Origin of the sequence: Acidovorax sp., assembly GCF_016783915.1 — a bacterium.
Lineage (GTDB): Bacteria > Pseudomonadota > Gammaproteobacteria > Burkholderiales > Burkholderiaceae_C > Acidovorax.
Window position 1 is genome coordinate 19,834 of the sequence record NZ_JADHVT010000002.1, and the last position, 25,760, is coordinate 45,593.

Annotated in this window: 25 protein-coding genes; 7 read left to right on the forward strand and 18 right to left on the reverse strand. The window is 67.6% G+C overall.

From position 1 onward, the window contains the following. Positions 1-7: 7 nt before the first annotated feature. From ISS20_RS00715 to ISS20_RS00745, 7 genes are all read right to left on the reverse strand, one after another. Positions 8-496 (reverse strand): nuclear transport factor 2 family protein, encoded by a 489-nt coding sequence (locus ISS20_RS00715; RefSeq protein ID WP_291432760.1) that lies wholly within the window; start codon positions 494-496, stop codon positions 8-10. Positions 497-590: 94 nt separating this feature from the next. Continuing rightward, positions 591-1,496 (reverse strand): alpha/beta hydrolase, encoded by a 906-nt coding sequence (locus ISS20_RS00720; protein WP_291432761.1) that lies wholly within the window; start codon positions 1,494-1,496, stop codon positions 591-593. Positions 1,497-1,590: 94 nt separating this feature from the next. Further along, complete coding sequence (locus tag ISS20_RS00725) at positions 1,591-2,118, reverse strand: CinA family protein (RefSeq protein ID WP_291432762.1); 528 nt, start codon at positions 2,116-2,118, stop codon at positions 1,591-1,593. After that, the gene (locus ISS20_RS00730; RefSeq protein WP_291432763.1) at positions 2,118-2,642 is read right to left on the reverse strand and encodes a phosphatidylglycerophosphatase A; all 525 of its coding nucleotides are present in this window, start codon (positions 2,640-2,642) and stop codon (positions 2,118-2,120) included. Before ISS20_RS00730 ends, ISS20_RS00725 begins: the two co-directional genes overlap by 1 nt. An 18-nt stretch (positions 2,643-2,660) precedes the next feature. Further along, positions 2,661-3,140 carry a universal stress protein gene (locus tag ISS20_RS00735; protein ID WP_291432764.1) on the reverse strand — a complete coding sequence of 160 codons (480 nt, stop codon included), beginning with the start codon at positions 3,138-3,140 and terminating at the stop codon, positions 2,661-2,663. Positions 3,141-3,250: 110 nt separating this feature from the next. Continuing rightward, positions 3,251-4,933, reverse strand: coding sequence for a DUF4139 domain-containing protein (locus tag ISS20_RS00740; protein ID WP_291432765.1), 1,683 nt, complete (start codon positions 4,931-4,933; stop codon positions 3,251-3,253). A 68-nt stretch (positions 4,934-5,001) separates the two neighbouring features. After that, positions 5,002-5,886, reverse strand: coding sequence for a LysR family transcriptional regulator (locus ISS20_RS00745; protein ID WP_291432766.1), 885 nt, complete (start codon positions 5,884-5,886; stop codon positions 5,002-5,004). Positions 5,887-6,028: 142 nt separating this feature from the next. On the opposite strand from ISS20_RS00745, the gene ISS20_RS00750 reads away from it, so the two are divergent. The 3 genes from ISS20_RS00750 to ISS20_RS00760 all read left to right on the forward strand — a co-directional run bounded on the left by ISS20_RS00750 (position 6,029) and on the right by ISS20_RS00760 (position 9,754). Beyond that, positions 6,029-7,069, forward strand: coding sequence for an NAD-dependent epimerase/dehydratase family protein (locus ISS20_RS00750; protein ID WP_291432767.1), 1,041 nt, complete (start codon positions 6,029-6,031; stop codon positions 7,067-7,069). 33 nt (positions 7,070-7,102) lie between these two features. Beyond that, complete coding sequence (locus ISS20_RS00755) at positions 7,103-8,284, forward strand: twin-arginine translocation pathway signal protein (protein WP_291432768.1); 1,182 nt, start codon at positions 7,103-7,105, stop codon at positions 8,282-8,284. 153 nt (positions 8,285-8,437) lie between these two features. Next, positions 8,438-9,754, forward strand: coding sequence for a ferric reductase-like transmembrane domain-containing protein (locus ISS20_RS00760; protein WP_291432769.1), 1,317 nt, complete (start codon positions 8,438-8,440; stop codon positions 9,752-9,754). 23 nt (positions 9,755-9,777) lie between these two features. Here ISS20_RS00760 and ISS20_RS00765 read toward each other — a convergent pair whose 3' ends face one another. The 4 genes from ISS20_RS00765 to ISS20_RS00780 form a co-directional block, all read right to left on the reverse strand. Continuing rightward, positions 9,778-10,329, reverse strand: coding sequence for an RNA polymerase sigma factor (locus tag ISS20_RS00765; protein ID WP_291432770.1), 552 nt, complete (start codon positions 10,327-10,329; stop codon positions 9,778-9,780). A 6-nt stretch (positions 10,330-10,335) separates the two neighbouring features. Beyond that, positions 10,336-10,539, reverse strand: coding sequence for a DUF2892 domain-containing protein (locus ISS20_RS00770; protein ID WP_291432771.1), 204 nt, complete (start codon positions 10,537-10,539; stop codon positions 10,336-10,338). Between the two features lie 119 nt (positions 10,540-10,658). Next, a complete protein-coding gene (gene thiL / locus ISS20_RS00775; protein WP_291432772.1) occupies positions 10,659-11,633 on the reverse strand; it encodes a thiamine-phosphate kinase in 975 nt (324 codons plus the stop codon). A gap of 48 nt (positions 11,634-11,681) precedes the next feature. After that, entirely contained in the window at positions 11,682-12,590 is a 909-nt protein-coding gene (locus tag ISS20_RS00780) for a LysR family transcriptional regulator (RefSeq protein WP_291432773.1), read from the reverse strand. 315 nt (positions 12,591-12,905) lie between these two features. On the opposite strand from ISS20_RS00780, the gene ISS20_RS00785 reads away from it, so the two are divergent. After that, entirely contained in the window at positions 12,906-13,304 is a 399-nt protein-coding gene (locus tag ISS20_RS00785; RefSeq protein WP_291432774.1) for a 4-oxalocrotonate tautomerase, read from the forward strand. A gap of 24 nt (positions 13,305-13,328) precedes the next feature. On the opposite strand, the gene ISS20_RS00790 is transcribed toward ISS20_RS00785, so the two are convergent. From ISS20_RS00790 to apaG, 4 genes are all read right to left on the reverse strand, one after another. Further along, positions 13,329-14,453, reverse strand: a complete 1,125-nt coding sequence (locus tag ISS20_RS00790; RefSeq protein WP_291432775.1) for a YbdK family carboxylate-amine ligase — start codon at positions 14,451-14,453, stop codon at positions 13,329-13,331. Next, positions 14,443-15,702: a cation:proton antiporter gene (locus tag ISS20_RS00795; protein WP_291432776.1), complete on the reverse strand. Its 1,260-nt coding sequence runs from the start codon at positions 15,700-15,702 to the stop codon at positions 14,443-14,445. The genes ISS20_RS00790 and ISS20_RS00795 overlap by 11 nt, the downstream gene beginning before the upstream one ends. 158 nt (positions 15,703-15,860) lie before the next feature. Beyond that, entirely contained in the window at positions 15,861-17,879 is a 2,019-nt protein-coding gene (locus ISS20_RS00800) for a site-specific recombinase (RefSeq protein WP_291432777.1), read from the reverse strand. A gap of 88 nt (positions 17,880-17,967) precedes the next feature. Next, positions 17,968-18,375 (reverse strand): Co2+/Mg2+ efflux protein ApaG, encoded by a 408-nt coding sequence (gene apaG, locus ISS20_RS00805; protein WP_291432778.1) that lies wholly within the window; start codon positions 18,373-18,375, stop codon positions 17,968-17,970. An 88-nt stretch (positions 18,376-18,463) separates the two neighbouring features. On the opposite strand from apaG, the gene rpe reads away from it, so the two are divergent. Next, positions 18,464-19,144 (forward strand): ribulose-phosphate 3-epimerase, encoded by a 681-nt coding sequence (rpe, locus tag ISS20_RS00810; RefSeq protein ID WP_291432779.1) that lies wholly within the window; start codon positions 18,464-18,466, stop codon positions 19,142-19,144. Positions 19,145-19,213: 69 nt separating this feature from the next. Here rpe and ISS20_RS00815 read toward each other — a convergent pair whose 3' ends face one another. The 3 genes from ISS20_RS00815 to ISS20_RS00825 all read right to left on the reverse strand — a co-directional run bounded on the left by ISS20_RS00815 (position 19,214) and on the right by ISS20_RS00825 (position 22,624). Next, entirely contained in the window at positions 19,214-19,606 is a 393-nt protein-coding gene (locus ISS20_RS00815; RefSeq protein WP_291432780.1) for a hypothetical protein, read from the reverse strand. A 127-nt stretch (positions 19,607-19,733) separates the two neighbouring features. Next, complete coding sequence (locus ISS20_RS00820) at positions 19,734-21,896, reverse strand: HAMP domain-containing sensor histidine kinase (RefSeq protein ID WP_291432937.1); 2,163 nt, start codon at positions 21,894-21,896, stop codon at positions 19,734-19,736. 29 nt (positions 21,897-21,925) lie between these two features. After that, a complete protein-coding gene (locus tag ISS20_RS00825; RefSeq protein WP_291432781.1) occupies positions 21,926-22,624 on the reverse strand; it encodes a response regulator in 699 nt (232 codons plus the stop codon). A 229-nt stretch (positions 22,625-22,853) separates the two neighbouring features. Between ISS20_RS00825 and ISS20_RS00830 the strand changes: the two genes are divergently transcribed. Beyond that, positions 22,854-24,203, forward strand: coding sequence for an SPFH domain-containing protein (locus tag ISS20_RS00830; RefSeq protein ID WP_291432782.1), 1,350 nt, complete (start codon positions 22,854-22,856; stop codon positions 24,201-24,203). Positions 24,204-24,205: 2 nt separating this feature from the next. Beyond that, complete coding sequence (locus ISS20_RS00835; protein ID WP_291432783.1) at positions 24,206-25,726, forward strand: hypothetical protein; 1,521 nt, start codon at positions 24,206-24,208, stop codon at positions 25,724-25,726. Positions 25,727-25,760 lie beyond the last annotated feature (34 nt).

The window sequence follows — 25,760 nt, forward strand, 5'->3', positions numbered from 1 at the left end:
CCTCGCTTCACCCCTGCGCCAGAAACTTCTTCAGATTGCCCGCCGCCGTACTCCGCACCTTGCGCTTGAGCGAGGGCGACCAGCCCAGCAACAACCCCGGCGCACCCAGCGCCTGCCGCGCCCAGCGCCAGAAGTTGAAGCGGTCGCGGTGTGTGGCAATCAGCCCGTCAGGCGTGAAGGTGAAGGTGCCGTCGATGATGTTGTGCACCTTGCGCCCCGTGGCGCTGAAGAGGTAGTGGGCCTCCCAGTGGGCCTTGCCGCCTGTGGCATTGGCATCGATGCCGCTGAATTCCAGCTTCCAGTGCTCTGCGGCGCCGGGCTTTTTGGTGGCGGTGCACAGCATGCGCCACATGCCGGCCACCTCGTTGCGGCCCTTGAGCGAAAAGGCCTCGTCGTCAAACGTGGCGTTGGGTGCATAGCAGGCCGCCATGGTGGCGTGGTCGAGCTGCGCGAAGGCGGTGTAGAAGCGTTGCAGGGTCTGGGCGTTGGGGTGCATGGGGTCTCCTCCTCAAGGGCGCCCATGCTACACCGGGGCACACACACCACATGCCGCCGGGGCGACCCTGGTTTGGCGTCCGGCGCAGGCCCGCTCAGCGCATGAAGCTGCGCAGCGCATCGGCTGTTTCGCCGGGCAGTTGCTCGGGGATAAAGTGCCCCGCTGGCACGGCCAAGCCCGTCACCACGCCCGCACATTGCGCCTGCCACAGCGCCAGTGGATCGAAAAGCCGGTGCACCACGCCGTGCTCACCCCAGATCACCAGGGTGTCGCACGCGATCTTCTCGTTGCGCGCGCGGCTTTCGCGGTCGTGGGTGAGGTCGATGCCCGCGCTGGCGCGGTAGTCCTCGCACGCAGTGTGGATGGCCTCGGGCGCGCAAAAGCAGCGTTCGTAGTCGGCCAGGGCCTGGGGCTCGATGTGGACCAGGCCCGCGCTGCCCCAGCCGCCCAGCTTGGCGTGCAGGTAGGCGCGGGCGTTGCCGCCGATCATGGTTTCGGGCAGCGGGGCGGGCTGGATCAGGTGGAACCAGTGGTAGTAGGCGCGCGCAAAGTCCATGTCGGTGCGCGCGTACATGTCGAGCGTGGGCGCGATGTCGATCACGCAGAGCTTCTTCACGCGCGCGGCGTGGTCCAGCGCCAGGCGGTGGGCCACGCGGCCGCCCCGGTCGTGGCCGCACAGGTAGAAGTGGTCATGGCCCAGCGCGGTCATCACCTCGGCCATGTCTTGCGCCATGGCGCGTTTGCTGTAGTTGCTGTGGTCGGGCAGACCGGGGGCGTGCGATGAGTCGCCATAGCCACGCAAATCGGGCATCACCAGAAAGTAGTCGCGCGCCAGTTGCTGCGCCACGCGGTGCCAGAGGGCGTGGGTCTGCGGAAAGCCGTGCAACAAGAGCAGCGGCGGGGCCCCCACGGCGCCCCCAGTGCGCACAAAAATTTCAGCGCCCGAAGTGGTGATGCGCTGGGTGGTGAAGCCGTCAAACCAGGGAGATGTCGTTGTCATGGCCATATGTTGTGGCAAGGGGCGGGTGAAGCCCTGTCTTGTGGACGACAGCCGCCGCCCATGCCGGGGCAGGGCGCCTTGCCGGCTGGGTCAGTCAGGCAGGCAGCAGGCTCAGCAGCCGCTTCAGCGCGTACCGCAGCGTGGCCGTGCGGACTGCAGCACGGTCACCCGCAAAGTGCTGCATCTCGCTGTGGGTTTCGCCGCCCACGCACCAGGCAAACCACACCATGCCCACCGGTTTGGCCTCGGTGCCGCCCGTGGGGCCCGCGACGCCGGTCACGGCCAGGCTGACCTGCGCGCGCGAGTGGGCCAGCGCCCCGTCGGCCATGGCGCGCGCCACAGGCTCGCTGACCGCGCCGTGCTGCTCGATCAGGCCGGGGGGCACCCCCAGCATCTCGGCCTTGGCCTCGTTGGAATAGGTCACAAAGCCGCGCTCGAACCACTGGCTGGAGCCCGACCGGTCGGTGCAGGCGGCTGCGATCATGCCGCCGGTGCAGCTCTCGGCAGTGGTCAGCATGTGGCGGCGGGCCAGCAAACGCAGCGATATTTGCGTCAAATTGGCCTCAAGCGCTTGTAATTCTTGCGCTAGCAGCTCACTTTTTGATAGTGAATTGGATGCCATCAGAACCTCCACAGTGCGATGACCAGCAGGGTACAGAAGGCTGCCACAAAGTCGTCCCACAAGATACCCCAGCCGCCGCGCCAGCCAAAGCCCTTGAACAGACTGTCAGCCCAGCCCACCGGGCCGGGTTTGGCAGCATCAAAAAAGCGGAACAGCCCAAAGGCCACCACCTGCCCCCACAGCCCCATGGGCATGGCCAGCCACAGCACCAGCCAGAAGGCCACCACCTCGTCCCACACGATGCTGCCGGGGTCGGCCACGCGCATGTGGCGCGCCGTGGTAGTGCAAGCCCACCAGCCCACCACGGTGCTGGCAGCGATCAGCAGGCCCATGTGCCGCTGGTTCAGCCACTGCTGCAGCACCAGGTAGGCCAGCCATGCCCACAGCGTACCCACGGTGCCCGGCGCCTTGGGGGCCAGGCCCGCGCCAAAGCCTAGCGCCATGAAGTGGGCCGGGTGGGACAGCATGAAGCGCACGCTGGGGCGCAAGGGTGCAAGGGGTGGCTGGGGCTCGGAAACGGTCATGGCACTGAAGAAAAAGGGTCAGGTACTGGCGGAGCTGCCGTCTGCCCCGGCGGGCAGGCGCACCAGCAGCACGGGCACGGTGGCGGTGCGGGCAATCTGCTCGGCATCGCTGCCCATCAGCACGCGCGCCAGGCCACGGCGCCCGTGGGTGCCCAGCACGATCAGGTCGGCGCCCCAGGCCCGCGCGTGTTCCACCACCAGGTCAGCCACCCGGGCATCCAGGTTTTCGATCAGCACCGTGTCCACCGGCACACCGCTTTGCGCCACGCGCTCTTGGGCGCGGCGCAGCAACGCCTCGCCCGCCTGGCGCAGGCGGGGCAGCACCTCCTGGCTGTAAACCTCGGGCCGCTCAAAACCGCTGATGTGGGCCAAAGGGTCCATCACGTTCAGCAGGCGAATGCGTCCACCCGTTGCCTTGGCCAGGCCCGTGGCTTCGTTCACAGCGTGGTCAGCGGTGGGGCTGCCGTCAACGGCAACAAGGAGGTGTTGGTAACTCATGGCGGCGGGCTCCTGGGGGCTTGGTGGCACCAATGTGATCGCTGGGGCGGATTGTGACCGACACGCCGTTGCGCGGGGTCTTTGGAGGGCCAGTCACCGTGTTGCCAAGGTCACTGGCGTTCGATCAGCTCCACGTCCTTGGGGTAGCGGATGGTGTGCTCGGCACTGAACTGTGCGCTGGCCCCGGCTGCCAAAGTCTGCTGCCAGGACACGGTGCCGGGCGTGCGGTTCCAGGCTGTGTCCGACGGCTGGGGCTGGTAGCGCGATTCGACCTCGATCTTTTCGTTGCGCGACACTGGTGCGGCATGCAGCACCTGCAGCGTGATGGCCGTCTTGTGGCGGTTCTCCACGCTGTAGGCCCGGCGCGTCTTGCGCTCCACGCGCGAGCCGGTAAAACCGCTGCTGCCCGTCAGGTCCTGCACGGGCTCGGCCCGCACGGTGACCAGTTCATCGCGGCCAAATGACAGGCTGGTGCTGCCGGCTGGTGCGCCCGCACTGGGCGCGCCAAAGTCGATGCGGCCGTTGCCCACAAAAGCGCCGTCGCGGTACAGGCCCGCCGCGCCCGCAGGCCACACGCCGGGCGGCTGGGCAATGTGGGCAACCAGGTAGGCGGCTTCTTCCATGGCCGGTGCTGTGCGCGTGACCAGCGTGGCGGGGGCGCTGTGATTGCCCAGCGCCAGCGTCACGCGCTGGCCGCTGGAGGGCACGGTGATGCGCTGCGGCACGGCGAACTCGGTGGCAAACCCTTTGTCGAGGGCGCTCACTTCAAACGTGGGCATGGCTTCCTCGGCGGCATTGCGGGACCGGGACAGGGACGCAATGGCCGGTGCGGGCGCAGGCGCCATCGCCATGGCCGGCGCGGGCGAGGCCTGCGGGGGCGGTGCCACGTTCAGCCACCAGGGGCGGGGCAGTTGCCCTTGAGTGGCGCGGCCCGGCTGGCCGGTGGACAGGGTCAGCTGCACATTGCCCCAGTCTTCGCCGCTGTTCTGGGCCACCAGCGCCTGGCGTTCGATCAGCACCGTGGATTTGTTCGCATCCAGCGTGGCGCGGTAGCTGGGCTGCCAGCCGGGGCCGCGCACCTGGTAGGACAGGCGCAGCTCAGCCTCGCGCTCGGTAGCCAGGTTGATGGTGACTGACACCACCCGCGCACGCTGGCTGGCCACGCGGTCGCGCTCTGCCACGAGCGGCTTGAGGGACAGTTCCAGTGCCTCCTGCTTGCGCTGGAGCTGGTGCGCGCGTGCAAAGCTGTCCTGCCCGGATTTGCGCAGGACCTCGGCAGTGGCGGTGATCTGTGCGGGCGTCGGTGTGGCAGCACGGGGGGCGGAAGTGGCAGGCGCTGCCGACTCCGGGCCCGCGCCGGTTTGCGCCACGCTGCGCAGATAGCCATCCACCAGCTGCAGGGCCGAGGCCTCGGCCTTCACGCCTGCGATCTGGTCCTCCAGCTCTCGGATGCGGCCGTCCCGCGGACTGGCGCAGCCTGCCGCCACATCGCGGTCCTCGGTGAGCACATTGAACTCGCCCACGCGCACGGCGGGGTCGGCGTGGATCTGCAGGCTTTGCACATCCAGCGACGCGGGCAGGCAGGCCAGCGTGAGGCTGCGCGCGCCAGAGGCCACCTTGGCCACGCGCTCTGCCGTGGCGCTGCCGGGGTAGACGGTGACGCGGGCGATGCGGGAGGTGTCTTGGGCCTGGGCGGCCACAGACAGCGGGGCCAGGACGGCCAGGCCCAGTGCCTGCAGGGCGGGGCGGGCTGGAAGGCGAAGGAAAGGGGATGGGGGGCTCACGGGGCGCATGGGGCTCCTTGGGCGCAATGGACAAAGGGACTGGGATGCTAGCAGCCAGGCAGTGAGCCGCTGGTGGTTCACAGCACCAGAGGCACCTCCGCCGCCAAAAAGTCATACACCGCCCGGATCTTGCGGCTGGTGCGGATCTCGCGGTGCACCGTGAGCCAGATGGGCAGATCGGGCAGGGGCAGCATGGGCAGCACGGCCACCACGTTCGGGTCGGTGCGGGCCAGGTAGTTGCCCACAAAGCCAATGCCCAGCCCTGCGCGCACAGCCTCCCAGTAGGCCATGAGGTCGTCGGTGCGGAACGCGAAGTGCCCGCGTTCCACCGGATAGCCCATGGCGGCAAAGCCTTGCAGGATGTCTTCGTGCCGGTCGTTGCCCACCAGCTCGTGCTGCAGCAGGTCGGGCGGTTGGCGGGGTGTGCCCTTGCGGCGCAGGTAGTCGCGGTGGGCGTAGGCGCCCAGGGTCACCGCGCCGATGCGCTTGGCCACCAGGCTGGCCTGGTCGGGGCGCACCATGCGCAGCGCAATGTCGGCCTCGCGGCGCAGCAGGTTGGTGACCTGGTTGCTGGCCACCAGCTCCACCTGCACCTCGGGCAGCGCCAGGCGCATGTGCGCCAGCACCGGGGGCAGCAGCACGCAGGCCACAGGCTGGCTGGCGGTGATGCGCACCGTACCGCTCACGCCCTCCTCGGCGCCCGACACGCTGCGCGCGAGCTGGTGCGCTCCGGCCTCCATGGTGCGCGCCGAGTCGGCCAGTCGCAGCGCTGTGGCAGTGGGCAGCAGGCCGCGCCCGGTGCGCTCGAACAGCACCACGCCCAGTTGCGACTCCAGTTCTGCGATATGGCGGCCGATGGTGGGCTGGCTGGCATTGAGCACACGGGCTGCGCCCAACAGGCTGCCTTGGTCCAGCGCGGCCAGGAAAGACTGCACCAGGCTCCAGTCAAAAGTTTGATTCATGGCGATAGCGTGCCCGCAATGGCGTGGCCGTGGGGTAATTGGAGGTATTCATATTTGCATTGCTGTTATGAATGCTTAGCCAATTGTGTAACCGGGTCTGCGTTTTCACAATCGCTTCATCCCTTGTGAATGGAGCCCTGGCATGACCCCCCATCCCTTTTCTCGACCCTCCACGGACCACCCGTCCACCGTTCTGATTCTGGGTGCACGGGGCCGCCTGGGCCTGGCGGCCGCCCGGGCATTTGCGCAGGCGGGCTGGCAGGTGCTGGCCCAGGTGCGTTCCAGTGCGCAGAGCGCTGCATTGCCCGCCATTCCTGGCGTGTGGTGGATGCCGGTGGCAGTGGAAGACACCGCCGCGCTGGCGGCCCAGGCACAGGGCGCGCAGGTGGTGGTGCATGCGCTCAACCCTGCCTACACCCACAAGGCCTGGCGCGAGCAGGCCCCGGTGCTGATGGAGGCGGCCATCGCCGTCACCCGCCAGCTGCGCGCCACGCTGATGCTGCCGGGCAACGTCTACAACTTTGGCGAAGCCATGCCGCCCGTACTGCGCGAAGACACATCCCAGGCCGCCACCGGTTTCAAGGGCCGCATGCGGGTGCAGCTGGAGCAGCACCTGCAGGCCGCCACGCGACAGGGCGAGATGCGTGCTGTGGTGTTGCGCGCCGGGGATTTTTTTGGCACCGGCACGGGCAGCTGGATCGACCAGGCCATTGCCAAGGACTTGCCCCGGGGCCGTATCACCTGGCCCGGCCCGCTGGACGTGGCCACGCCCTGGGCCTATCTGCCCGACCTGGCCCGCACCTTCGTGCGCGTGGCGCAAGCGCGTGAACGGCTGGCCGCGTTCGAGTGCCTGCATTTCGCTGGACACCACGTTACCGCGCAGCAGTGGCTGCACAGCTTCACGGCCATTGCAGCAGAGCAGGGCTGGTTGCCCGATGCGGGCGCGCTGCGGGTGGGCCAGCTACCGTGGCCGCTGCTGCGCGTGATGGGGCTGGTGGCACCCACGTTCGCTGCGCTGGCGGACATGCGCTATCTGTGGCGCACGCCCCACCGTCTGGACAACACCCGCCTGCGCGCGCTCATCGGCGACGAGCTCCACACCCCCTTCGATCAGGCCGTGCGCCAGGCGCTGGTCGATTTGGGGCTGGTGTCCACCCGTTTGCCCCGCGCCGCGCTGGCCTGACCGCATCACCTTTTGAATCACCGGAGCATTCTCATGAACCGTCGCAACTTCATCCGTTTGGCAGGGGGTGGCACCATCGCCGCCGCTACTGCGGGCACGCTGGTCGCCTGTGGTGCCGTGGGCTCGCACTATCCCGCCGAGGCGGTGGAGGCCTGGAAAGGTCCGGTGGGCGAGACCGACCTGCGCCGCCGTGCCGTGGCCTATGCCATCACCGCACCCAATTCGCACAACTTACAGCCCTGGCTGGTGGACTTGCGCGAGAGCGGTGTCATCACCCTGCGCACTGACCCTGCGCGGGTGCTGCCACAGACGGATCCGTGGGGGCGCCAGATCCTGATCGGCCATGGCGCCTTTCTGGAGCTGCTGGTGATGGCGCTGGCTCAGCAAGGCGTGGCCAGCGAGGTGTTGCTGTGGCCACAGGGCGAGATGCCTGGGGCCCTGAAGGACTGGGACGACCGTCCCGTGGCGCGCATCACCCTCCAGCCGGGTGGCCAGCCCGACCCGCTGTTTGCGCAGGTGCTGCTGCGCCGCACGCCCAAGACGGATTTCGATACCACCCGGGCCATCGCGCCCGGGGTGCTGGCCCAGTTGCTGGGCAGCGCCCCGGCTGAAGCCCCGCTGCGCGTGGGCGGCACCGTCAGCGCTGACCAGTTGCCCGCGCTGCGCACGCTGTGCTGGGAATCTGCCCGGGTAGAGCTGCTCACGCCGCGCACCATGATGGAAAGCATCCAGCTCACCCGCGTGGGGCCAGGCGAAATCCTGCAGCACCGCGACGGCATCTCGATCAACTCGCCCTTTGTGCGCGCCGTGGACGCTTTGGGCATGTTCGACCGCACGCAGCCCCCGGCCGAAGGCAGCTCCGCCTACAAAAGCGCCATGGGGCGTTTTGAGGGCCATAGCCGCACGGCCATGGGTTTTGTGTGGATCACCGGCCCCAACACCCGCAGCGACCAGATCCGTACCGGGCGCCTGTATGTGCGCCAGCAGTTGCAGGCCACGGCGCTGGGTGTGGGCATGCACCCCATGAGCCAGGCGGTGCAGGAGTTTGCCGAAATGGCCCCGCACTTCGAGCGCGTGCACCAGCTGTTGCTGGGGCGGCCCGCGCCGCGCACGCCCCAGGAGCCCACCGTGCAGATGTTCTGCCGCATGGGCTACCCGCAGGGCGAGGTGCCTGCCACGCCGCGCAGGCCGCTCGCGCGTTTTGTGCGGACTTGATTGCGGGGAGGTCGGTTCCCGCGCAGCGGGCTGATGCAGATCAACCTCCGGCCACAAGCTGCCGCGCTTTGCCGCTGCTTCACACGCCGTTCAGGTGGCGTTCATCGCAGGTTTCTATATTTGCTGCATTGCAACAAATGGTTGGGACTGGTGATGTGGAAGAAGGTTTTGGGAGGCACTTTGGCGGTGGCCATCGGCGTGTGGATGTTGGCTTTGATCGTGCCCCAGCCTGCCCCGCCCGCGTGGGCCGATGTCTGGTGGTGGCGCAACCAGCTGATTCTGCTCACCGGGGTATCGGCCTGGGCACTCATGTCGCTGATCATGGTGCTGGCCGTGCGGCCCGCGTGGCTGGAAAAGCCGCTGGACGGCCTGGATAAGAGCTACCGCCTGCACAAGTGGGCGGGCATTGGCGCGATTGTGCTGGGGTTGGCGCACTACGGGCTGCAACTCTCGCGCAGCCTGCTGGCCGACTGGGTGGGCCGCCCGGTGCGCACGCCGCGCGCAGACTGGTGGCTGAACACCTTCCGCCACCTGGCCGAGGAGATGGGGGAATGGGCGGTGTGGTTCCTCGCGGCCATGCTGGTCATCACGCTGTGGCAGCGGTTTCCGTACCACGTGTGGCGCTACCTGCACAAGCTGCTGGCCGTGGTGTACCTGGTGCTGGCCTTCCATGCTGTAGTGCTCACGCCGCCTGCTTGGTGGCCGCAGCCTGCGGGTGTGCTGGTGGGCCTGTGCACGCTGGTGGGGGTGCTGTGCGCCGTACGCTCGCTGGCCGGGGCCATCGGGCGCCGCCGCCGCCATGCAGCCCGTGTGGTGAGCGTGTCGCCCCAAGGGGCTGGGGTGCTGGAAGTGATCTGCCAGGTCAGCCCCGCCAGTGGCTGGAAGCATGCGGCCGGTCAGTTTGCGTTTGTCACCTTTGGCCGTGCCGAGGGGGCGCACCCCTTCACCCTGCTCAATGCCGACCAGGGCGACGGCGTGCTGCGGTTTGCGATCAAGGCGCTGGGCGACCACACGAGCCAGTTGCCCCTGCATGTCCGTCCCGGGCAGCAGGTGAGCATCGAGGGGCCGTATGGCTGCTTTGACTTTCGCAGCGACAGCGCCACCGAGCAGGTGTGGGTCGCCGCAGGCATTGGCGCCACGCCGTTCATGGCCTGGCTGGAGTCGATGCAGTCCACGCCCGCGCTGGCGCCCCGGGTGCACCTGCACTACTGTGTGCGCCATGCGGGCGAGGCCGTGTTTGCCGAGCGCATGGCTGCACTGTGTGCCCGCTTGCCCAGCGTGACGCTGGAGATCCACTACAGCGACGATGCAGGGCCCGTGACTCCCATAGCGCTGCTGGCGGGCACCAGCCAGGCGGCGAGTGTGTGGTTCTGCGGGCCGCAGGGTTTTGCCGAGGTGGTGCGCCAAGGCATGGAGCAGCTGGGGCGCTCGCCTGCGCGCTTTCACCAGGAGCTGTTCCAGATGCGCTGAGGCGGGTTCTCCGCGCCGCAGCGCTATGTGGTGCCGGTGCCGTCCGTGGGTGCCAGGTACTCCCGCACCAGGGCCCGCGCGCGGTGCAGGCGGCTTTTGGCCGCCTCGCGCGTCACACCCAGCCGCTGCGCCATCTCCTCGATGGTCAACTCCTCGAAGTCGCGCATCAGCAGGGCCTCGCGGTACAGGGGTGGCAGCGAGTCGATGGCGAGGGCCAGGTCATGGCGCAGTTCGTGGTCGGGGCGGTGCGACCAGGCGAGGTTGTCTTCCACCTGTGCCAGCGGCTCGCCCTTGAGCCAGGCCAGCATGGGCTGCATGCACAGCCGCTGCACGATGCGCACCACCCACCCGCCGAACGCAGCCACCTCGCGCAGCGCGCCCACGCGGCGGTACACGATGATGAGCGCCTCCTGCACCACGTCGTCCGTCGCTGTGGTGGCGGCGCAGTGGCGCAGCGCATAGCGGCGGATGTCGGGACGGGTGAGGCGCAGCAGCTGCTCCATGGCGGCCGCGTCACCGCTGCGTGCGGCGGGCAGCAGCTGGGCCACGGTGGGGGCTGGGTGGGTGGTGGCCATGGGCGGTCACTCGACAGGCTTGCGGCCCACCATGGCACAGGCGGGGCAGTAGCCAAAGGCGCCGCTCAGGATGCTGCCAACGCCCGAGGAGGCCAATGCCAGGCCCAGGGGCGATGCGGACATCCACCACAGGCCTGCAGCGATGAGGGCGACGCCCCCTGCAACGCGCAGCAGGCTTTCGGGGCGGGTGATGTTCTTGCGGTACAGCATGGTGAAAAACTCCTTGGTGGGGAAATGAAGGCGCCGGCACAGGGCGCCTTCCCTACCAAGAGCGGCTGGTTGCGCAAAAGGATTCATGGGTTGCAAAAAAATTTTCCTGCCACCACCCTTCACCGGAAATGGTCGAACGAGGCGTAACGGTTCTCCACCGCCTGCCCCTGCGCGTCCACCAGCTTCAGGCCTGGCTCAGCCAGCACGGTACCAATGCGGGTGACGGGCGTACCGCTTGCCTGCGCCGAGGCGGCCACCGCGTCACGCCGCGCGGGCGGGGCGGTGAAGGCCAGCTCGTAGTCGTCACCGCCCGCCAAGGTGCATTGGTGGACCAGTTCAGGGTCCAATGGGCCGGTTGCGCTAGTCAAATATGCCTCTTCTGCTATCAAAAGTATAGTTTTGGAGGTGTCGATACAGGCCCCTGCCCCCGAGGCCTGGAGGATGTGCGACAGGTCGCCCAGCAGTCCGTCGCTCACATCCATGGCGCTGGTGGCCACGCCGCGCAAGGCCAGGCCCAGGGCCACGCGCGGGGTGGGGCGCTCCAGCCGCTGGCGGGCGCGGGCCAGCACCTCGGCGGGCAGGGCGATGTGGCCGAGCAGCGCCTCCAGCGCCAGCCGGGCGTCGCCCAGCGTGCCACTCACATAGATGTCGTCGCCGGGCTGTGCGCGGCTGCGCAGCAGGGCCTGGCCGGTGGGTACCTCGCCAAACACGGTGATGCAGATGTTGAGCGGGCCTTGCGTGGTGTCGCCGCCCACCAGCTCGCAGCCGTGGGCATCGGCCAGCGCCAGCAGCCCGCGCGAGAAGCCTGCCAGCCAGGCCTCATCGACCCGAGGCAGCGACAGGGCCAGGGTGAACGCGAGCGGTTTGGCACCACACGCCGCCAGGTCCGACAGGTTCACGGCCAGCGCCTTGTGGCCCAGGGCTTCGGGGTCCACGTCGGCAAAGAAGTGGCGGCCCTCCACCAGCATGTCGCTGGAGATGGCCAGTTGCATGCCGGGGGTGGGCGCCAGCAGCGCGCAGTCGTCGCCCACACCCAGTGCAGCCTTGCGAACGGGGCGCGTGAAGTAGCGGGCGATCAGGTCGAACTCACCCATGGCGCTGCCTGGTGATCCAAGAAAAAAAGGTCAAAAAGGTCAAAGGCATCAGGTATTGCTTTCTGTCTGAGAAAACCACGCCGCCCAGTGGTCGATGCAGGCCTGGATCTTGGGCAGCCGGTGCCTGCGGGTGAGGGTGATCGCGTGAATGGTGCTGGGCTGCGGGTCCACGCAGTTGGCCAGCACCGCGGTCAGCAGGCCCTGGCGCACCAGGGGCTCCGCCACCACCGTGGCCAGGCGCGCAATGCCCAGGCCCTGCAGCGCCAGCCGCGCGGTGATGGCCGTGCTGCCCGAGCGCCATTGGCCCTCGGCCACCAGCACGTGGGGTTCGTCATCGATCTGGAAAGGCCAGTGGTTCAGAAACGCCACCGCGCTGTTGGTGATGAGCCGGTGCTGGCGCAGATCGTCGATGTGCCGTGGCACGCCGTGCGTCTGCAGGTAGCCGGGTGTGGCGTACAGGGCGCGGGCCAGCGTGCCCAGCGGGCGCGCCACCACGGTGTCGGTCTGCGGCGGGCCGGTGCGGATGGCAATGTCGATGCCATCACGTGCCATGTCGGCCATGCGGTCGTCCACCACCAGTTCCACGCGCAGTTGCGGGTGTTTTTGCTGCAGGCTGTCAAAGCTGGGGATCAGCAAGTGTTCGGCCACCACCGAACTGGACGCCACGCGCACCCAGCCGCTGGGCTGGCCGCTTTGTTGGGCGAACTCGCCCTCCAGCTCGTCAAGCGTACTGGTGATGCGGCGGCAGTAGTCCAGAAACGTCTGCCCCTCGGCCGTGAGCGTGAGGCCATGGGTGGTGCGGTGCAGCAGCCGCGCGCCACAGGCTTTCTCGATGCGCGCCAGGGTGCGCGAGACCTGGCTCACAGGCGCATCGCGCTCGCGGGCCACGGCCGACAGCGAACCCAGGTCGGCCACGCGGGCGAACAGGTGCATGTCTTCAAAGCGGATGTCGCGCATCGGGCGATGGTAACGGCGGGGCTTTGCGCCCGGCGCAAAACAGTCTTGCATGGGCTGCGGTTTCCGCTGTGCGCTGTGCTGCCTACAGTGGCCTCACCCTGAAAGGAATGCCATGGCCCCCCACCTGTACCCCGACGACTATCAGCGTCTGCGCGACGCGGCCCAGCGCCACGCCGTGCAGTTGCGTCAGGAGGCGATTCGTGAAGCCCAAGCCTGGGTGGTGCGGGGGATTGTGCGCATGAGCCGCCGGGTTTTCCACTCACTGCGGACCCCGTCCGCGCCCACGACCCAAGCCACTCCGGAGGCCCCCACACCATGCCAACCCTTGTTCTGAAACTGTCTCCGCTGCAAAACCCCGAGCGCTACCAGGCGCTGGCCAGCGCACTCACCGACCTCACGGCCCAGCTGTTGCGCAAACGTCGCGAGGTGACTGCTGTGATCATTGACGACCTGCCCGGCGCGCGTTGGCACATTGGTGGTGCCCCCGTGGCACAGCCGACGGCCTTGCTGGAGATCAGCATCACCGAGGGCACAAACACCGAGGAGGAGAAGGTCGCCTTCATCGCTGCCGCGTTCGCTGAGCTGCAGCGCCAACTGGCCGGTGACGGCGTGCTGGCTACGGCCAGCTATGTGGTGGTGCGGGAGCTGCCCGCCAGCGACTGGGGCTATGGCGGGCGCACGCAGCAGGCGCGCAAGCTGGCGCTGGCGGGGTGAGGTGGCAAGCGCGCGCGGGGCTCCCTAGGCCGCCGCGCCGCGAAAACGCTGCGCCGCCTGGCGGCTTACCTCGGCCAGCAACTGCTCTTCGCTCTGGCGCTGGCGCAGCCAGCGGGCGTCGTTCTGGCCCGCCTCGACCTCGGTGCGCAGCATGTGCATGGCGCTCGATGCCCCCTGCACGGCCGCGTGCCCGGCGATCTTGTCCATGGTGCGCAGGATGTGCTCGCGCAGCGGCATGTGGTCGCCCGTGGCCGGGTCTACGTACACCGCGTCCATGCCAAAACGGCAGGCCTGGAAGCGGTTGTAGGTGTACACGAGGTAGTCGTCTTCTTCAGGCATGAAAGGCTGGTCGGCCAGGAACCATGCGCCCAGCGACTGCACATAGCCCGCGAGGGCGGCGGCGCGCTCGATGGTGAGCGGCGTGTCGAACACGCGGATCTCGATGGTGCCGAACTCGGGCTTGGGGCGGATGTCCCAGTAGAAGTCCTTCATGCTCTTGACCACCCCGGTGCGCGTCATCTTGTTGAAGTAGGTCGTGAAATCGTCCCAGGTCAGCGCAAACGGGGCCCTGCCGGACAGCGGAAAGGCAAACACCGAGTTCAGGCGTGCCGAATCAAAGGCCGTGTCCTGGCCCTGCACATAGGGGCTCGATGCCGACAGCGCAATGAAGTGCGGGATGTAGCGGCTCATGCGGTGCAGCATCAGCAGCGCGGCGTTCGCGTCCGGGCAGCCAATGTGCACATGCTGGCCGAAGATGGTGAACTGCTTGGACAGGTAGCCGTACAGCTCCGACAGCTCGCGAAAGCGCGGCTTGTCGTAGATGCGGCGCTCGTGCCACTGCTGGAACGGGTGCGTGCCCCCGCCCACCACGGCAATGTTGAGCTTGTCCGCACTCTTGACCAGCGCATCGCGGATGGGCGTGAGCTGGCCCAGCACCTCGCTGGCCGAGTGGCAGATGCCGGTGGAGATTTCGATCATGCTGTTCGTCATCTCGGGCACCACGCTGCCGGGCAGCGGGGTTTTCTGCATGAGGCGCAGCATGTCCTCGGCGTAAGGGGCCAGGTCGTAGTCGTTGGTGTTGACCAGCTGCAGCTCCAGCTCGACGCCCAGCGTCAGCGGCTCGGAATGGGTAAAGGCTTCAAGACTCACGGGGGGAATCTCCGTTGTTGCTGCGGGTCAGGGGCGCCCAGGGTTTGGAGCTTTCGCCCGCACGGTAAATGGCCACGGTGGCAATGACGGCACCAAACACTTCCATCAGCAAGATGGCGGGAAGCGCCACACCGGCAATCACATGGCCGGTCGAAGGCGATGCGAGCACGAACTGCGAGGCAATCAGCAAGGCGATGGACGACATCGGCGTCATCGCGCAGCCCACCCACAGCGCCTGCTTCCAGCTGGCGCCGCTGCCCACATTGCCCAGCGCCACACCGGTGGCCTTGGCCAGCAGGCGCACGGCGATCAGTGCCAGCACCACACCGACCACCGGCGCACTCCAGTCGGCCTGCGCCGCCACGGTGGACACCAGCACGAACATCAGCATGGTGAGCAGGGACGATGCATTGCCCAGCTGCCGTGGCCAGGCCCAGGGGCGGGGGTTGAGCTGCTTGAGCAGCATGCCCCCCAGCAGTGCGGCCAGCGGTGCCGAGCCACCCATGTGTGCCGCCACCGCCGTGCCTGCAGCCACCAGGGCCAGAAACAGCATGGAGGTGTTTTCGCTGGTGGGGCTCATGAAGCGCAGCGCCATGCGCAGCACCAGGGCCAGTACGGCGGCCACCACAATCGATACGCCCAGCACCACCACCACGGGCGACACGGCCTCCAGCACCGTGAGGCTCTGGCGGTTGATGAGTTCTGCCTTGGCGCTGCCCAGCGTCAGGGCATACAGCGTGGAGAGCGTGGTGAGCACAATGGCGCGTTCGGTCACCGGGCCGGCGGCACGGGTGTCGGCCACCACACGGGTCAGCACTGCAGGAGATGCCGCCAGCGCCACCAGGGCCAGTGGGCCTGCCGCCTGGGTGGGCAGCTGCAGCCACACCAGCACCCAGTACACCGCGAAATAGGTCAGCACGGATTCAGCAATGCTCTGCACCAGCACCATGGGGTTGTGGCGGAACCAGCGCAGCGGAATGCGGCCGCCGCATTCAAACAGCACAATGGCTACGCCCAGCTCCAGAAGGAACAGGCCAATGCCCTGCAGCGGCCAGACAGCGCCGCTGAAGCCCGCCAGGCCCGCTGCTGTACCCACCAGCGAATAGCCCACCACCTTGGGCAGGCCGGTGTGGCGTTGGGTGAGATAGCCTGCCATGGCGGCCACCGCCAGCAGCAGTGACCATTGCACCGTGGGCAGCCCGGCCGAGGGGCGCAGCCACTGCGCCCAAAAGCTCAGGATTTCATTCATGTCATCGGACCTCTGCGTCAGACGGGCGCTGCCCGTTGGAGTGGAGGCCCCGGCGCACAGGCCCTCCGCAGTTGGGACGGGGTGCGCTGGGGCGTTGGGCCCTCGAATTTACAGGGGGACACACTCCACCCTTGTAGGACAGAGGCGGCGGTTTCGCCTCAGCCCTGTGCGGTTGTCGCCAGCGGCGGCCGCCGCTCGGGCACAAAAAAGCTCAGAGGCGCGGTACGCAGGCGGGCGCGGATGGCGGCATAGATGTGCGATCGGTCCACGCCACTCACGTTCTGTGCACGCAGCGCCAGGCTGAAGGCCAGGTAAAAGCTCACCGACACATTCAGTGCGCCCAGGAACGGGAGCGAGGCCACCGCCCACCAGAATGGGGGTAACTGCAGCACCTGCAGGCCCAGCGTGGCACTGGCAGCCGCCACCTGACCTGTAGACAGCGTGACGTGCCGCACGTCCAGCCCCAGACCGAAGAACGCAGCAAACGCAGGCACCAGGCCCAGCATGAAGCCTAGCGAGATATTCGCCGCAAAGCCCGACAGGTTCTCGCGCAGGAACCGTGCCCAGCGCGCGGCACGCTCGGTACCCAATAGCCCGGTGATGCTCGGGTTGTAGTGCAGGGCCGAGTCCATGCGGTGCAGCACAAACCAGTTCTCCGTCCAGCCCGCGATGATGCTGGACGCAAACAGCAGCACCCCGGTGAAGGCGGCAAAGAACAGCGACGGCCCCAGCAAATGCAGGGACTCGAACACATGCTCAGCCTGTTTCTCGCTGATGGCCGGGCCGCCGGTGGCCAGCGCAATCAGCGCGGCCAGCGCCAGCACGGCCGGGAATACCACCAGCACATTGCCCAGCACGGCGGCAACCTGTGAGCGCACCAGGTGCGTGATTTCGTCCACGAACGACTCGATGGCATCGCCGGTGCCCAGCTCCTTGAGCTTGGCTGCCATGGCTGGCGCCGTCATGGCTGGTTGTTTTGTGGCCACCGTGAAGTGCAGCAGCTGGATCAGCACAAAGCTCACGGCGTAGTTGATGCCTGCCATGAAACCACCCCAGAAGGCCGATAGTGCCAGCGCATACAGGCCAAATTTGGCCAGCGTGGTGAAGGCCATCAACGCACCGCCACCGGCCGCCTTGCGCAGCATGGAGCGGTATTCGGCGCTGGTGCGGGTGATGTAGTGCTCGCCTGTTTCAGCGCTGCGCTCCGCCACCTTGGCTGCCAGCAGCGACGAGTTGGACGCCAGCAGCGCGCGCAGGCTGCGCCGCTCTTGTCCCACCATCACCAGCTGCGCCATGAGCTGCGCCGCTGTGAGGGCCGGCTGTGCAGACAGCAGGCAGTCGAGCAGCACCCGCACTCGCAGGATGCGCTCGCGCAGCTGCCGCAGCCGGAACACCAGCCCCACCGAAATGCCGTTGTCCTCGAAATGCGCATACACGGTGGCCGCCGCCGCGCGGCAGGCCTCCAGGCGTTCGCGCAGGCGCTGGGCGGACGCGTCCAGCCGGTCGGGGGTGCGCAGGGCGTGCAGCACTTCCACACGAAGGCTTTCCACGTCGCGGATGAGTGCGTGGAAGGGCTGTGCCTCGCGCGCGGACTCGCTCATGCGCAGCCGCAACTCGGGCGCAAAGCCGGTCGAGAGGATTTGCCCCGCGCAGTAGGTGATGGCGTCAAGCAGGGCCTTGTGCCAGCGCGTGGCGCCGCCTGGGCTTTCGCCCGTGCCGTTCTGGGCCAGCAGCATCACCAGCCGATTCAGCGTGGCTTCGTCCAGTGCCGTCAGCCATTGGGCATCAAAGGCGCTGGGCAGTGCCAGCATGAAAAGCTCTGAGGCATCGATGGTTTCGGGGCTGCCGGGCAGCAGCTTGGTGCGCAGGCGCTCGGCCACCTCGCTGACCAGGGCAGTGCGGGGGGCAAAGCCAAAGTCCGCCAGCAAGGTGGTGATGTCCACCTGGTCCACCAGCGTCGCCCACCAGGCCTGCAGCCGCTGCTGGATATCGGGCCGCGCCGCGACCGCATCGATGAAAAGCTGCACCCGGCCCACAGCGGCGGGCACGGAATCACGCTTGCCGCGCACCCAGTCCAGCAGGTGGATGAGCCACAGGTGGCGATGGGCCAGGTCGGCGGCAGGGTCCAGCGCCGCCAGCAGGTGGGCCAGGTCTTTGGGCTCGGCGGAATTTTTCATAGGTGGCCTGCCCCCATAGGAAAAGCAGCCCATCCGATGGATAGCGGTCTCATGGAAGGGTGGGTGTGGGGGCTGTGGGAATGGTTCTTCAATGCAGCACCCGGCCGCTCAGGGGCTCACCCGACGGGCCGTGGCTGATCGCCTCCAGCACAAACAAGGGCACCGGGGTGTTGAAAGGCTCGCCGTCTTCGGCCACGCAATGGAAGGTTCCATGCATGGTGCCACTGGAGGTGCGCAGCCTGCAGCCACTGGTGTACTGGAACGACTCGCCCGGCTTGAGCAAGGGTTGCTGTCCCACCACGCCCAGGCCCTTGACCTCTTCCGTATGGCCGCGGGCGTCGCTGATGATCCAGTGGCGCGAGATCAACTGGGCGGGCTTGTCGCCCGTGTTGGTGATGGTGATGGTGTAGGAGAAGCTGAACACCCCCGTGTCCGGCGCAGACTGCTCGGGCAGGTATTCGGGCAGTACTTCCACGTCAAACTGGTACTTTGGCATGGGCCGCATGGTAACCGTGCCGCCCCTTGTGTGGGCGGCTCCCAGGCGTCAAAACCCCAGTGGTTCTGCGCTTTGCGACAATCGGGGGATGAGCCGCACATTCCGAATCGCCCCCTCCATCCTTTCCGCCGACTTTGCCCGCCTGGGCGAGGAAGTGGGCAATGTCATTGCCGCTGGCGCCGACTGGATCCACTTTGACGTGATGGATAACCATTACGTGCCCAACCTGACTTTTGGCCCCATGGTCTGCCAGGCCTTGAAGCCTCACGCCAAAACGGCAACGGGCGTGGCCGTGCCGATTGATGTGCATCTGATGATCCAGCCCGTGGACGCCCTGGCCGCTGCCTTTGCAGACGCGGGGGCTGACTACATCAGCTTCCACCCCGATGCCTCGGGCCATGTGCACCGTAGCATCCAGGCTATCCGGTCCAAGGGCGTCAAGCCGGGCCTGGTGTTCAACCCGGCCGAGCCGCTGGACGTGCTGGACTGGGTGATCGACGACATCGACCTCATCCTGATCATGAGCGTGAACCCCGGCTTTGGCGGCCAGAGCTTCATTGACTCCGCGCTGCGCAAGATCGAAGCCGTGCGCAAGCGCATTGATGCTTCTGGCAAGGACATTCGTCTGGAAGTCGATGGCGGCATCAAGACCGACAACATCCGCCGTGTGGCCGATGCGGGCGCAGACACCTTTGTCGCAGGCAGTGCCATCTTTGGCAAACCGGACTACCGGGGTGTGATCGACGCGATGCGTGTGGCCTTGGGCTGATCGCACGGGCCGCCGCGAAGACTCGGCGCTGCTGCCTCTGTGACAGACCGGGCCTGACTGGAGGTCTGGTTACTGTTGCGCAGGCACGGTGATGGTGGTCGTGGTCGATTCGCGCAGCACGCCGCCGCCGGATACCGAGCCACTCGCCGGGCTGCTTTGCACGCGGCGCATGCAATCCGCCTGGTCGGCAGCCGTCTGGAACGCTGCGCAACGCTGGGTGGCGTTGTTGGTGGCGGCGGCTCCAGGGTTACTCAGATCACCCTTGCGCGAAGCGTCCAGTGCGTTGTTGGCCTCGCGCAGACAGGTGGCCAGGCTGTCCTGGGTGTTGTTGGTCATGCACTTTTCCCGCTCCTGCTCGTAGCGTGCCTGCGCGTCCTGCGGTGGAGTTTGTGCGGATGCGCCCGTGCAGGCCAGCAGCAAGGCAGCGGTGAAGACGGGACTGGCAAAGGAAAAGCGTTTCATGGAGGGCTCCTGAGGCAATGGCAGACGAAGGTCTGAACCTATGCAAGCAGGGTAGGTCCCGTGACGATGTGCCCCTGTCGGACAGCGCCGCCCTTGCCCGTGCGCGGGTTGCGCGTCTTGTGCCTGGTCAGCCCAGGCGCTGAAACGTCAGGACGAATGCCACGCCATCGGACATATTGCGCGCATTGATGGTGCCACCCATCTTGGCCATGTAGGTTTTGGCCACAAACAGGCCCTGGCCCCGGTGCTCGCCCTCGCCCATCGGGGTGGGGCTGTCGGGGTCGGATACGCCCAGTTCGAATATCCGCTCCAGCAGGTCGTCGGCAATCGTCGATCCCTGGTTGTGCAGCGTGGCGCTGGCGGTGGATTCTGACGCCGTCAGCGTCAGCGTAATGGCGCTGCCCGTGGGGCGGTAGCGGTCGGCATTGCGCAGGATATGGGTCACCACGTCTTCGAGCGCAAACTCGTCGGCTCGCACGATGACAGGGCCAGGGCGGGTGGTGCTTGGCGTGTACTTCACACCCAGAATGCCCGCAAAGTGCGCGTTGTCCGCCACGTTGCGCAAGAAGGAATCCAGGTCCAGCCGCCCCTCGGGCACATCGGCGGCCTGCAGCGCCTCGGCGGGCGATGCTGTGCCGTACAGCACATGGATGGCCTGCTGCATGCGCTGCACATAGCGGTGGCCGGGGTCTTGCGGGCCGTTCAGTGCCATCAGAGACTGCAGGGGCGACATGATCTCGTGCCCCACGGCGTGCCACATGTCGCGCTCTTGCTGGGCGCGCAGTTGCTCGCGCTGCAGGTCGTCCTTCACCCGCTGCAGCAGGTCGGCCAGACCCCCGGCCAGAATGCCCAGCTCGTCCGAGCCGCGCAGGTCCGACACATCCAGATCGCCCAGCCGGGGCCCGGTGTGGCCAGGCTGCACGTTGTACGACACGGCGGCGGCGCGGCGGGTAAGGGCCGTCACGCGGCGGATCAGGCCCACCTCCACCACCAGCCAGGCCAGTGCAATGGCGGCCAGCATGGCGCCCAGGTACCACGACAGGCGCGTGGCCACAGCGGCCAAGCCTTGCTCCACGCCGCGCAGGTGGCCGGTGAAGTTGACCACGTAGTTGCCGGTGGGCGTGTCCAGAATGTCCAGCGCGGTAGGTGCCGCAGGCGTGGCCGCCGCCGGGCCTACGCCTGCGGCCTCCAGCGGCAGCCAGCGGATAAGGCGCAGCAGCCAGGGGGCTGAGGGATCGGCCTGCACTTCGACGCCCTTGAGTGTGATGGCGCTGGCCTCGTCACTGCCCAGCCTGCGGATTTGCACACGCTCGCCCGGCAGGAGGCTGCGCGAGAGGTCGCCCAGCGATGCGGCCAGCTGCGCGCCGGGCGCATCGCTGTCGAACAGCGGTTTGGTGTCCTCGCCCGGCGCCAGCATCTCCACCCGCACGCGCATCTGCCCCAGGTCTTCCGGCGGCCAGACCATGCGCTCGTCCTTGCGGAACAACGCTTCGCGGAACAGTTCGACCGGCAGGCGGATGGAGTAATGCGTGCGGCGCAGGCAGTCTGGGGTAGTGGTTGTGGGGACTGTGGTGGTGGCCTCGCCAGCGGGTGGGCTGGACGATGGGGGCGGTAAGTCGCGGCACTGGCCGTTTTGCCACAGCCAGCCGCGAAAGTCGCGCACCGGCCGGGCTCGCACATCGAGCTGTGGCGTGCCGTTGTCCACGAACCCTGTGAGCCGCCCGCGCACGGCCGCGTTGCCTTGCGGGGGCATGGCCTCGTACGGCGCAACCCAGCGGTGGGTGGTCCCGCGCATGTCGAGGGTGATGCGCGCACGGTGCGCCTCGGCGGGCACCAATGCGCCGCGCTCGCGGGGTATCAGCTCGCCTGCGTAAAAGCTGCCCACCAGATAGATGAAGCCGCCCGCATAGGGGTTGTTGCCAATCGCCGCGCACACCGAGGCCCCGTCGGGGTATTGCACCGAGCAGCCCGCCATCTCTACGGCTTGCTGTGATTTTTGCGGGTCGTCAAAGTCGATGGCGGCGTAGGGCAGCAGCAGCGGCGCCAGCGGCGTCACGCCCTGGCCCAGCTGGCTGGCGTTGAGCAGCGCCAACTGGCCCGAGGGGTGGCGCAGCCGCGCCATGACCTCGGCCTGGCTGCGCAAAAAGCCGTGCTGGTATGCCTGCCAAGCGCGCTCTTTTTCGTCCTTGAGCACCACCACGCTCAGCGCCACCGTGGCCAGGGCCAGCAGCACAAACACGCCGCGCACCAGAATGCGCAGGCGGAACGCGGGCAGGCCCAGGCGGGGCATTTCCAGCGTGGGGCGGCGCAGCAGGCGTTTCACTTGCCTGTCCAACGAAAACCGCGCATGGGCACGTTTTCGATGCCTTCAAAGTTGGGGTCTACTTCACGGAGCGCCTCGCGAATGGTGCTCACATGCTTGCGCACGTTGTCGCGGTTGCGCCCGCTTTTCACCACCTCGAACAGTTCGTCGTAGGACACCACTTCGCCACTGCGCTGGTGCAGCGTGGCCAGGATGCGCTGGGCCGTCAGCGGCAGGTTGATGCGCTCGCCGCGCCAGGTGGGGGTGCGCTGCCACAGCGGGTCCAGCACCAGCGCATCGCCCGCCGGGGTGGGGGCTGCGCTGGCCGGGGCCTGTGCCTGCGTGGTGCGCAGGATGTCGAGAAAGGTCTCGATGAAATCGGCCTCTTCAAACGTGGTTTTCTGCAGGTAGTCCCACGCGTCCAGCGCCTTCATGATGCTGCGGTAAATGGCCGCTGGCATGGCCGACACCACCAGCACCGGCGTGCCCTGGCGCAGCTTGTTGATGGCGTTGATGAGGGCCACGCCCGCATGGCGCTCGCGGCCCAGTTCGATGTCCAGCACCACGGCGTCATAGTGCTCGCGGGCCAGCGCGGCCTCGGCCTCGTCGCGGGTGAACCACTGGTCGATGACGATGCCGCTCTTCGCACTGCGTATCCACCCGGCCAATTGATTGCTGGTGGGCAGGTCGTCTTCGATCACGGCAATGCGGGTCATGGGCAGGGCGGGCAGTGGAGAGGTGGGCGGATTATCCCGGTGCGCCGCTTTGGACGGTGTGAGTTTTTCTTCCGGGGCCGGAAGGTTTGTGCGGGCGGTGTGAGCGCATTGGGGGCTGCGCCGCATTGTTGCTTCCGGGGGGGATCCGAACAATCGGTCCTCAATGAGCCAGCCACAGCAGCGGCTCAGAACCGACAACAACACCGAACCAACCTGAGAGAGAAACGCCATGAAAGCTACCTGGAACCGCATCGTGCAGACCCTGAAGGGCCGCTCTTCTACCCCGTTGCCCGAAGCGGGCACGGAGCCCTTGCTGGACGCTGAATCGCAAAGCCCTATGGCAGTCGACGCACGCGGTGCCGATGCTCCTCGCCTGAACTGGGCCTACCTGCTGCCCACCGCCCGCACCGTGCGCTGGCTGGCCATTGGCACCATAGTGGCCGCTGCGGGCCTGATGGTGTATCGCAATCCCCCGGTGCAACACCTGGCGCAAGGCGACCTGGGTGTGCGCCTAAACCAGTTCACCGGTGCCGTGAGCCTGTGGCGCGATGGCGGCGTGTGGGTGGTGCCCGGCCTGCACTCGGTGCGCGTGTTCTCGCTGCGTGACCAGAGTTACCGCCCCGAAGCCATGCGCCAGGCCACGGGCAGCGCGCCGCTGCAGTCGGTGGAAGGCCTGTCGCTGGGCCTGGACCTGAGCGTGCGCTATGCCCTGGACCCCAACTCGCCCGCCGTCAAGGCCGGCAACCTGCCCGACAACGTGGGCGTCGACATCGTGGAGCCCGCCGTGCAGGGCCTGGTCTACAAGGTGTTTGCCCGCTACACGGTGCGTGAAATCTTCTCGTCCAAGCGCGCCGAAATTGCACAGATCATCGAAACCGAACTGCGTGCCCGCCTGGCTGCCGATGGCGTGACGCTTCGCAGCCTGCAGATCGGCAAGGTGGACCTGCCCGCCGAATACCGCCGTGGCATGGATAGCCTGCTGGCCGAAGAGTTGGCGTCCGAAAAAATGCGCTACACGCTGGAGCTGAAAGACAAGCGCGTGAAGGAAACCGAGCTGGACGCCAACGCCGACAAGGTGCGTCGCGAAGTGGCCGCCGAAGCCGCCGCGCGTGAGCAGGTCATCGCCGCCAAGGCCCAGGAAGAGGCCATGAAGCACGTGCTGCCCTTCAAGCAGCGCCAGATCGAACAGCGCCAGCTGGAGGCCGAAGCCGAGCGTGTGGCCCGCGTGAAAGCTGCTGAAGGCGCCGCCCAGGCCCGCCGCATCGAAGCCAACGGCGAAGCCGACGCCCGCCAGAAGCTGGCCGAAGCCGAGGCCTACCGCATGGACCGCGTGGGCAAGGTCAACGCCGAGCAAATGGCCCGCGAAGGCGCGCTGGTGACCAAACACCCGCTGCTCATTCAGAAGACGCTGGCCGACAAGCTCTCGGACAAGATCCAGGTCATCATCGCGCCCCCGCCCACCAATGGCGACTTCATCGGTGCCGCGCTGCTGGGCGGCAACCGCAACGCCCAGGCTGGGGCCGCACAGGCTGCGGCCGTGGCCGACGACGCCACCACCACCCAAGCCGTGGAGCAGTGAACATGAACGCCACCTTCGCAACTTTGCTGGCAGCCTTTGCCAGCGCTGCGGTGACCGTGGCGGCTGAGGCCGCGCCCGCTCCCGTAACCAACACCCCAGGCGTCGCCATCGTGGTGCAAGACCAGGCCAGTCTGCGCGCTGCACCGCGCGATGGTGCCCAGCAGCAGGCCAGCCTGTGGCAGGGCGAAGTGCTCGAAGTGCGCGGCGAGCGCCTCGACTATTTGCAGGTGTGGGACCACAAGCGCGAGCGCGGTGGCTTCGTCCGTGCCAGCGATGTGCGCCGCGTGGCCCTGAACGAGGCGGAAGGCCCCGCGCTGCTGGCCGTAATGCGCTTTGTGCAGGACACGCCGGGCGCTGAAGCGCTGGGCATTGGCCTCACCGCCGCCTACTTGCAAGCCGCGCCCGCCAAGGCCCTGGCGGGTGTGGAGGGTGCCCAGGCTTTCGATGCCCTGGGCACCTTTGCCGACCGCCTGGCTCGCCGTGCCTCGGTGGCCGTGCCGGGCAAAGCCTCTGGCGCCACGCTATCCGCACACCTGGATGTGGCCAATGGCTACGGCGTGCGCTTTGCCACCTATGAGGTCGAAGGCCGTATGCAGGTCTGTTACGAAGGCGAGGCCTTTCGCCGCCTGCTGGCCATGCCCGTGGCCGATGCCGAGCAGCGCGCCCGCGCCGTCCTGGCGCTGACCCGCCCCGAATGCATCAACCCCAATCTGCCCGAACACGAGCGTGCCAAGGTCACCACCTGGCAGGCGGAGGTCCTGGAGCGCGTGGACGTGGCGGGCCTGCCGGGCTATCTGCGCAACCGCGTGCAGATGCGCCGCGCCAGCGTGTGGGGTGCCACCGCCTTTCAGCAGGCGCGCAAGAACGCAGCCGACCCCGCAGTGGCTGCTGCCGCCGCCCGTGCGTTGACCGAACTCAGCGGCGTGAGCAAGGCCGATTTGCCCGATGAAGACCAGAGCGCCTACAACGATGCCGCCATGCGTGTCAGTGCGGTGCGCTGGGCATTGGTGCCTGCTGCGGCTCCCGTGGTGGCTGCGGGCACCCGCCCCACACTGCTGACCGAGCCCGGTGCCCCCGGCGAAACCTGCGTGCTGCTGGTGGACGCACAGCACAGCGCCAAGGCCCCGCTGCTGCGCCGCTGCACCTACGGCGTGGTGTGGACTGCATCGGCCAGCACCAACCGCGAAGGCACAGCCTTGGCCCTGGCCGTGCAGCCCATGGAAGGCTGGCGCGAGCTGTGGGTGCTGCGCAAGACGGAAGGTGGCTGGCTGGCCGATGTGCTGCCGCCCGCCGCCGCCACGCCCGAAACCGGCGTGGCCGAGTGGGCGGGCTGGGTGCCCGGTGGCCAGCAGATGCTGGTGGCGCGCGAAGCCCGGGGCCAAGGGCGCTACCGCAAGAGCTTTGAGGTAGTGCGGCTGGACGGCCTGACCACCGAGCGCGTGACGGGCGATGTGCCAGCGCTGCCTTTGTTCCAGCGCTGGCAAGACCCGGCATGGAAGCGGCAGACACTGAGCCTGCGGTAAGTGCGGGCTCGCGGAATAATCCGCTCATCCCCAT